The sequence below is a fragment of the Nonomuraea solani genome (assembly GCF_900108335.1).
GTDB lineage: Bacteria > Actinomycetota > Actinomycetes > Streptosporangiales > Streptosporangiaceae > Nonomuraea > Nonomuraea solani.
Genome location: NZ_FNVT01000061.1, coordinates 1 through 8846, shown reverse-complemented (window position 1 = coordinate 8846; position 8846 = coordinate 1). Strand labels below are relative to the sequence as shown.

The 8846-nt window shown below is 66.8% G+C and carries 9 protein-coding genes and 1 pseudogene; 3 read left to right on the top strand and 7 right to left on the bottom strand.

Features of this window, described 5'->3' with window-relative positions; all coding sequences use genetic code 11:
* From C4V41_RS60375 to C4V41_RS60350, 7 genes are all read right to left on the bottom strand, one after another.
* Nucleotides 1–440 (bottom strand): AI-2E family transporter (locus tag C4V41_RS60375; RefSeq protein WP_235031110.1); only part of this gene is annotated, 440 nt, incomplete at its 3' end.
* 335 nt (nt 441–775) lie between these two features.
* On the bottom strand, nt 776–1369 hold the full coding sequence (locus C4V41_RS60370) for an SGNH/GDSL hydrolase family protein (protein ID WP_103965003.1): 594 nt from the start codon (nt 1367–1369) through the stop codon (nt 776–778).
* A gap of 151 nt (nt 1370–1520) precedes the next feature.
* Entirely contained in the window at nt 1521–2852 is a 1332-nt protein-coding gene (locus tag C4V41_RS60365; RefSeq protein WP_103965002.1) for a carotenoid oxygenase family protein, read from the bottom strand.
* A 57-nt stretch (nt 2853–2909) separates the two neighbouring features.
* The gene (locus tag C4V41_RS65755) at nt 2910–3041 is read right to left on the bottom strand and encodes a hypothetical protein (RefSeq protein ID WP_268809000.1); all 132 of its coding nucleotides are present in this window, start codon (nt 3039–3041) and stop codon (nt 2910–2912) included.
* Between the two features lie 180 nt (nt 3042–3221).
* A complete protein-coding gene (locus C4V41_RS60360; RefSeq protein ID WP_200825059.1) occupies nt 3222–3413 on the bottom strand; it encodes a hypothetical protein in 192 nt (63 codons plus the stop codon).
* A gap of 109 nt (nt 3414–3522) precedes the next feature.
* Nucleotides 3523–3924 carry a PIN domain-containing protein gene (locus C4V41_RS60355; RefSeq protein WP_103965001.1) on the bottom strand — a complete coding sequence of 134 codons (402 nt, stop codon included), beginning with the start codon at nt 3922–3924 and terminating at the stop codon, nt 3523–3525.
* Nucleotides 3921–4169 (bottom strand): type II toxin-antitoxin system CcdA family antitoxin, encoded by a 249-nt coding sequence (locus tag C4V41_RS60350; RefSeq protein WP_103965000.1) that lies wholly within the window; start codon nt 4167–4169, stop codon nt 3921–3923. The genes C4V41_RS60355 and C4V41_RS60350 overlap by 4 nt, the downstream gene beginning before the upstream one ends.
* A gap of 629 nt (nt 4170–4798) precedes the next feature.
* Here C4V41_RS60350 and C4V41_RS66490 point away from each other — a divergent pair.
* The 3 genes and pseudogenes from C4V41_RS66490 to C4V41_RS60335 all read left to right on the top strand — a co-directional run.
* Nucleotides 4799–4931, top strand: a pseudogene (locus C4V41_RS66490) (IS256 family transposase); the annotation flags it as partial.
* A gap of 239 nt (nt 4932–5170) precedes the next feature.
* Complete coding sequence (locus C4V41_RS60345) at nt 5171–6976, top strand: alginate lyase family protein (protein ID WP_200825058.1); 1806 nt, start codon at nt 5171–5173, stop codon at nt 6974–6976.
* A gap of 563 nt (nt 6977–7539) precedes the next feature.
* On the top strand, nt 7540–8846 hold a 1307-nt coding region (locus C4V41_RS60335; RefSeq protein WP_146104303.1), incomplete at its 3' end, for a M23 family metallopeptidase.

Here is an 8846-nt window from a genome sequence, read left to right as displayed (position 1 = left end):
TCGACCACCACGACGGTGCCCGCGAGAACCGTCGAGGTGATCTGTTGCTGCCGCTCGGTGACGAACTGGGCGATCTCGTCGACCCAGCGGCTGAGCTGGATGGGTTCCAGGTGCAGTGGGCCGGTGTAGAGCCAGCCTTCCACGGTCTTGGCCGTCTGCCTGACCTGTGTCACCAGGCCGGGGAACTCCTCGTTGGCCCGGACGCCGATGATCCAGCCCGTCCCGCCCAGTGCGGCGAGGGCGACGAGCATGGTGAGCCAGGTGGCGTAGATCGTCGGCAGGCCCGACGCGCGCAGGCGTCGGGTGAGCGGGAACAGCAGCGCGGTCAGCAGCAGGGCGACCGCCACCGGCAGGGCGACGATGCGCATCGTCGCCACGAAACCGAACACGAAGTTGGCCACGATGCCGATCACGATCAGGCACGCGCACCACGCGGCCACCCTCGCCAAGGTCGCAGGCACTAACCGCAGCAGGCGCTCCTGAGGTGAATCCATACAGGGAAGCTTCCCCACCGGGCAGGGATAGGCGGGCTTTCAGGCTTCGAGCCCGGGAAATGTTGAGGAAAACATATGCGTGACGCTTCAAAGACATCCCAGGGGCTTAGGAGGCAAGCTGCGAGGTCTGGTGTGTGGTGTGCTTGACCATCACCACTATGTGCCGTTTGCCCCCTCACGGCAGCCTGCTTGACGTGCATGGATGCGGTTTTCGGCAGGCGCAGTGTCTCGGTCAGGACGGGGTGTGCCTCACGTCCGATCGCGGGCCGGTAGCGCCGGACTCATCTTTCGGTGAGCAGGTCGGCGAGGCGGGTCGCGATGAGCTGGTGGCCCTTGGCGTTGGGGTGGCGCATGCGGTCGTCGTTGTACAGCGCAAGGTCGCGGACCTCCGGCTCCCGCCAGGCGTCCAGCAATACGACGTGTTCGGCCGCGGCGTGCTCTCTGATGGCGTCACTGGCCTGGCGCATGCGGTCTTTGGCGATCGGCACGAGCTCTGGCGGCATGCTCAGCAGATGGGCGATGTCGGGCAGGGTAATGGCCAGGATCGTTGCTCTGGTCTCGGCGAGCGCCGGGAAGATCTGGTCGAGCTCGCTCGCGAACTCCTTGAAGGAGAAGGCGGGGAGCTGGACGTCGTTCATCCCGATGGTCAGGCTGATCAGGTCGACGGCCGGAAGCGCGGGGAGTTGCTCGTCGATGACGTCGCGAGCAATGGCGCCGTCCCTGGCCAGGTTGGTGAAGTGGCAGGTCATGCCGGTGCGCTTGGTCAGCAGGGCGGCCAGTCGCCTGGCCCAGCCGTTGCGCGCGCCGTCGAGGTCGGTGTCGCCGCGTCCCGCGCTCAGGCTGTCGCCGAGCGCGACATAGGTCCGCCACGCCATGGTTGATCCTCCGTCCGGCAGGAAGAGTGATCAGGGTAAGTCTCCTGCCGGGGTGTCGGGCCGGCAAAGGCTCCGGGCATTTCAGCGCCCTCTCGTAGGTCGCGGTTCTTGTAGCGGGTTGCATACCGATCAATGCCGAGCGGGCTCGGGGTCACTCGTCTCGCGGCAGCCAGCAGCCATGGAAGTTGTACGGCACCCGTTGCGGCAGATGTACACGCGCGACCGGGTCGGCGGCGAACCGGCCGGCGTCGCAGATCACCAGGTCGCTGCCGTCTCGGGCGGCGTCGTACACGACGGACAGGACCCAGCCGTCGTCCTCGCCGTCGTCGGCGCTCACGAAGATCGGTTCGCCGGCGGCGTTCCCCGGTCCGAGCGGGTTCACCACGGCGCTTCCTTGGTGCAGGTCGTGCTTGATCAGGCCGCCGAAGCTGAGATGCCCCGGCTGGATCGGCGCCATCGCGGCGTAGCCGTATCGGTTGGGGCGGCCCAGACGCCGGTCGTCGATGCGCGGGAACTCTTGTGAATGGTCGTCCAGACGGGTCTCGGCCACCTTGCCGGCGACGGTGTCGATGCGCCAGCGGTCGAGGGTGGGCGGCTGGTCGGCGATGCCGTAGGCGTCCTGGGCGAACATGGTGGGATGCCGTACGACGTCGACCACGATGTCGTCGCCGTCGTCGTACGCGTTGAGGGTGTGGAAGACGTAGCACGTCTCAACCTCGAACCAGCGCACCGGGCCGCCCTCACGCGGCATCACTCCCACCCGCGACCCGTACTCGGGGGTCCAGCGGGCGGCCAGGCGGCCGGCGCCCAGCAGCCGGGGGTCGTAGACGACGGGCAGGTCGAGGAAGAGGATGTGGCGCCGGGTGACGGCGAAGTCGTGCATCATGGACGGTCCGCGCACGTCGATGTCATCGCTGCGTACGAGGTTGCCCTGCGGGTCGGCGACGTGCAGGCGCAGCCAGGGCGGCCCGGTGATGGCCACACCGAAGAAGAACAGCTCGCCGGTGTCGGGGTCGACCTTGGGGTGCGCGGTCATCGCGCTCCGCAGCCGTCCGGCGAAATCGTAGCGGCCGACCGTGTCCAGCTCGGCGGTGATCTGCGTGGGCAGGCATGCCTCGTAGAGCGCGAGAATGCGGCCGCCGTGGCTGATCAGGTTGGTGTTGGCCGTGCCCACGGGAAAGACATCGTCCGGCTGACCGGCCGGTGGTTGCTCGCCGAGCTTCGCGCACGCCTGGTCGGTACGTACCCAGCGGTTGCGGTAGGACAAGGCTCGCCCGTCACGCAGTTCGATGGCGTGCACCATGCCGTCCTCGAGGATCCAGTGGTAGGCGGCGGCATCGGGGACGATCGGATTGGGCCCGTCCCGGAGCAGGCGGCCGTTGAGTTCGCGCGGGAGCGAGCCGGTGATCGGCAGGTCGAAGGACGTGAGCTCATCACGGACCGGGGCGAAGTTGCCCGCGAGGTAGGGGATCTGGGTTGTCATCCTTCCAGCACATGCCTGCGCCGGCGGCCGGGAAAGGGGCGTCTGGCGCACAAGCCATCACATCGGCTGATGACCGCCCGCGTCGTCAAGCGCCGCCCGAACCTGGGGCGGCTGGATGTCGCCCAGCAGGCCGGCGCCGCCGTCGCGCTGGATGACCTGGACGTGTTCATGACGGGTACGCCAGGTCACCGCGATCCGCGGGGCCGGCGTCCCGGCCCAGCGTCAGGCTCCGCGTCGAGCCCGGCACGAGAGCGTGACCACGCGATGGACGAGACGACCGGCAGCGTGACGGGCGGCGCGTCAGGCGGGGGTGTGCGGTGCCATAGCGCGGATACTGTTGCTGAGCTGGGCGTTCGCATGACCGCCGTTCTAGGTATAGGCGTCATGGTGCGGTACGACGTTCACCAGGAGGAAGGTGTCGCTGCCGTCGTCCGGCGCCAGGACGATGCCGCGCCAGTTGTCGGTGACGCGGATGGTGCGCATCCGCGGGTCTGCCGACTGCAGGTACAGGTCCTTGTCCGCGTACGGTTCGGCGATGGTGAGAGCCTGGAACGTCGCCATCGCCTTGTGAACGCCGGCTTTGACTGGCTTCTCCAGGACGTCGTAACTCTCCCAGAAGCAGTGAGCCAGCCATTCCGGGGCATCGCGATGCTCCGGGCCCTTTACGCACTCAGATGCCGATGAGCCGGACATGGTGACCGCACAATCGAGCCATGTCATCGATGTCCGAGGTGAGCATGGCGACAGGACCGGGCTGCCGGAGCGCCATTTCGGCGACTGTCGCGTCGATAGCGTATTTGTGGCCGTGCAAACCGGCCGTTCTGAGCAGATCAGCGGACGCCTTCGCCGCGCGTTCGGTCACGGGCTCGATCTTGACGCTGGAAAGGACCGACTGCATCCGGGGCATGTTCACGCGCGTGTGGCCGACCTCCACGATGGTGTTGGCGCCGATCACCAGATCGGCGCCCATGGTGTGGAAGACGTGAAACATCGCAAGGACTTTGCGGTCTTGTGCGATCCAGGCGGAGAGCCCCTGGGAATCCAGAACGACGGTTTCGACGTGTTCGATCACGCCGCGCCTGCCGAACTGCCGGGGTTCGCCTCGCCGAAGATCCGGGTGTGGGCCTCGACCAGCTCCTCGTCGGTGAACTCCCCATGTTCCTCCTGGTGGCGCATCAGCTCGGCGCTGAGAAGCTGGTGCCGCAGCTGGCGTGCCACCGCCTCGGCGACATAGCCGGAGATGTTGTCGGTGAGCTTCCTGAGCTCGGCGACCTGGTCATTTGGCAGGGTCACCGTGATGCGCGTCGTGTCCGCCATGAAGCAAGCATACTGCGGTATGCGCGGCGTCGGTGGGATGGGCGAGTTCGGTCGACCGGCGCTCGGGGCGCCTGTCCGGTTGTCGATCTCGCGTTCGATCAGCTGGAACCATACAGATCCGCGGGTCTCGCCCTGGTTCGAATGCGTTGGCGAGCATGTCTACCAGCCACAGGCCACGACCTGTGTTGTCGTCGAGAGCAGGTGCGCGTACTGCGGGGCGCTGGTGGACGAGGAACGCGTCGTCGAGGGCAGGCGAAGGGACGCCGAGAGACAGCAGGGAGCAACCAGCCATGATCAACAACGCGATCCGAGGCCGGCGAGAACCGAGAAACCCAGGTCGAACGCGGTATCGAAGAGTAGGGCGGGTGGGGCTTGAACACACGACCCACCTGCGCGAAAGCGACGACATACCGCCGACATACCAGGCTGAATTACCATCGCTCCGCGTCCGCAGAGGCGCATGAGCAAGGTGAGGAACGAACCGGGTCGGCGCTCCTGTAATCGGCACGGTCAGCCTTAGCCCTCCGCAGAACTGCCGCGTCCGCCGTTGGTCAGGTGCCGCCGTCACAGGGAGAAAGTGATCACAAGCATGCGTGAGATCGCCCGCCACGTCGCGGCCTGGGCGATCGGTGGTCTGCGATGGCCAGAAAGGGCTGCCCCAGGCCATCGAGCCGTTCTGGCGGCAGGCCGTGGTTGTGGATCGGTGTCGTGCACCTGCTCCATGCGTCGCGCCAGCGCCCCGATGCCATGGCCAAGGCGCTCATGAGCTTGGCCCAGGGAGTCAGGGCCGCGAACGCCGGCCACCCGCTGGAAGGCCCGCCCCGAACGCCTTCGTCATCTCCAAGGCCGGCTGACTCCGACCACCTGTAGGCCCCGGCTCCGCCGTTTCTTTGTCCTCCAACTCCCTTTGGGAAAGGAATCCCGTGCGTCTCGCTCGTCCTGTTGCTGCCGTAATGCTCGTGGCCGCCGCGTTAGCTGTTCCGCAATCCGCGCAGGCTGCAGTGTTCAAGCATCCTGGGGTCCTGGTCAGCCGGGCTCAACTCGACTTCGTCAGAGCCAATCTGGACAAGGAGCCGTGGCGAACCGCCTGGAGTAAACTGCAACGCCACTCCTACGCCTCGCTGTCCTACACGGCCGCGCCCCGCGCCGACGTGAACTGCGGCGGGAATTCCATTCCCGACAATGGCTGCTCGGACGAGCGCGAGGACGCCATGGCGGCCTACACGCACGCCCTGCAGTGGTACCTGACCAAGGATTCCCGCTACGCCAAGAAGGCGATCCAGATCATGGACGCCTGGTCGGCTGTGATCACCAAGCACACCGGGAGCAACGCACCGCTGCAGACCGGCTGGGCGGGGGCCAACTTCTCTCGCGCCGCCGAGCTCATCAAGCACACCTACGGCGGCTGGAGCCAGGCCGCCCGCTTCGCCGGCAAACTGCGCACCGTGTACCTCCCGACCCTGATCGCCGGGCGGCCGGACAACAACGGCAACTGGGAACTGATCATGACCGATGCCGCCATCGGCATCGCCGTCCACCTCGACGACCGCGCCTCCTTCAACAAGGCGATCGCGACCTGGCGCGGCAGGCTACCCGCCTACATCTACCTCACCACCGACGGCTCGATCCCCAAGGCGCCGCCCGGCAGCACGGTCAACACCAAAGCCGAGATCATCGACTACTGGTACGACCAGACCAAGTTCGTGGACGGCCTGACCCAGGAGACCTGCCGCGACTTCTGGCACACCGGCTGGGGTCTGGCGGCCATCTCCCACGTCGCCGAGACCGCCCACCACCAGGGCGTCGACCTGTACGCCACGGCCAAACACCGGCTGCGCCGCGCGATGGACCTGCACGCCAAGATCCAACTCGGTGGGACGGTCCCGACCTGGCTCTGCGGCGGAGAGGTCAAACGCGACCTCGGCAACCACTACGAAGTCGCCTACAACGCCCTCCACAACCGCCTCGGCTACAACGACTTCCCCAACGCCGCCAAGTGGGTCGAGCAGAAACGCCCCATGGGGCCGTCGCACTTCCTGGGCTGGGAAACCCTCACCCACGCGCAGAACCCCGCCTCCTCCTCCGTGGAGAGCGCCTCGGTTTACGGGGCGATGCCGGACGGGAAGTTGACCTACACCGCCATTGATGCCGCTACCGGACAGCGCACGCGTGGCGCCTTTGTGTCCACGACCACTCTGGGTTTCATTCCCAAGGCGATGGCGACGCTGGACTTCAATACCCTTCTGGTCACCGAGAAGGGGCCGGAGGGCCGGCTCTACCGGGTCGATGTCCGGAGCAATCGTGACAGCCTCATCTTCGAGAAGCCGGTCTATCTCGGCAGCGGTTTCACCCACGACCTCCTCGCCTACGACGGCAACGGCCACCTGTTCGGCATCGCCGACGGGACCCTGCGCCGCTACACCGTCAATGCGGTCAAGCCGACGATCGACAACATCAGCGGCGGCTCCGCCATCGGCGACGGCTTCACCCTCAAGACCCTGACCGCGACCGGCCCCGGCTGGATTCTCGGCACAACGGCTGACGGCAAGCTGATCTCTTACCAGATCAACGGTCCCGGCTCCTGGCGGAGGTACGAGCTTCGCGACGCCACCTGGCAGGTCTTCGACCACCTCCTGTCGCCCGGCGGGGGCGTGTACTACGGGCACCGGAGCGACGGCTCCCTCCTCCGCTACGTTGACCAGAACCCCTACGACGGCCAAGGTGACGACCTCAGCAGCCAGAGCGCCGTCGGCACCGAAGGCTGGACCCAAACCCTTCTGTCCGCCCAACCCGCCACCGTCAGCTGACCGAACAACCGACAGCCGCCGGAGGACCCCGGGCGCCTTCCGAGGCCCTCCAGCGTGGCCTGGCCCTCGATGCCTGACTTCACAAACGTGTCATGAGCCCCAAACGGCGTTGATCTTGTGGCTCCTTGATCCAGGGTCGCCGGGCGGTAGGCGTCAGGTGTGACGGGCTGGCTGATCTCGGTGTCGGCGGGCAGCGCGGATTTCGGCGTCTGGGATCTTGTCATCGAGTAGCGCATACGGCTGGGTGGTCTCGGTGGAGGTGTGGCCGAGGCGGCGGCGGATGGCCTCGATGGAGACGCCGAAGCGCGCGCCGACCGTACCGGGAGTCCCGCTGGCTCCGCGGCCGCGAGACCGTCAGCCGCACCAGGTCGTCCTGCCCCGGCGTCGACGAGGCGGACGTCCATTCCTCCTTGAACGGCGCGCCACCGCTCCGCGGTCGTTCGGATATACCGCCGATATACCGCCGAAAGTTACTTTCGAGTACGCACCGACCCGGCACGACGAGAGATCCCTCCGCGTGTCGGGCCTTTCTCCGAACCCCCTGTGAAACGGAACGGAACGACGTGCTCAAAAGACGCTTAGCCAGCAGTGCCCTGCTCCTCACGACCGTGGCCGGCGGCCTGGCCGCGACCTCGACCACCGCCACCGCAGCCGCCACCGCAGCCGCAGCCGCACCGAACCTCCAGCTCCCCTTCTCCTGCGGGCAGAAGTGGCGGCTGGACACCTGGGGCCACGCCCCCGCCCTCGACATGGTGAAGGAGCCCGACCAGCACGGCACCGAGGGCGCCACCTTGGTCGCCGCGGCCGCCGGGAGGGTGGACAAGGCCTTTTACCACGAGAACGGCGGCAACGTCGTACAGATCGATCACGGTGGCGGCTACTTCACCACGTACATCCATCTGCAGTCCCGTGGCGTCTCGGCCGGAGACAGGGTGCAGCAGGGAACGGTGATCGGCAAGGTCGGCAAGACCGGAGGGGAGTCCAACGGTCACCCGCACCTGCACTTCGAACTCGCCTACGACGCCAACGGTGACGGGGACGCCTCTTGGGGGTTCGCCGGCTCCGAGCGGATCAAGCCGACCTTCAACGGTGTCACCTACGGTCAATCGAACTCCAGGACCTGGCGCAACGTCGAAAGCTTCAACTGCCCGTCACGTTCCCCTGAGGGGCCCGCGTCGGTGTACGGGGTGCTGCCGAACGGGCAGGTGACCTACACCGAGATCGACGCCGCGACCGCGAAGCGAACCCGTGGCGCCGAGGTTTCGACCGCCACCTTGGGGTTCAAGCCCAAGGCGATGGCCACGCTCGACTACAACACCCTGCTGGTCACCGAGGACAACTCCGGCGGCAAGCTGTATCGGGTCGACATCATCTCCAACCGAGACACCGTCACTTTCCAACCACCGATACTGCTCGGCACCGGCTACACCCACGAGTTGCTGGCCTATGACGGCAAGAGCCACCTGTACGGCATCGCCAACGGTGTGCTCCGCCGCTACAACCTCACCAAAACCAAGCCCATCCTGGCCGACATCACCGGCAACACCCTCATCGGCAGCGGCTTCGCCCTGAAGACGCTCACGACGACCGGGCCGGACTGGATCCTGGGCACCACCACCGCCGGACAACTGATCTCCTACAAGATCAACGGCGCCGACTCCTGGCAGCGCTACCAGTTGCGCGACGCCACCTGGCAAGTCTTCGACCACCTGATCTCACCCGGCGGAGGCGTCTACTACGGCCACCGCCCCGAGGGATCCCTGCACGGCTACGTCGACGCCAACCCCTACGACGGCCGAGACGACGACCTCAGCGGCCAAGGCGCCATCGACCCCGACGGCTGGACCCAGACCCTCCTGTCCGCCCAACC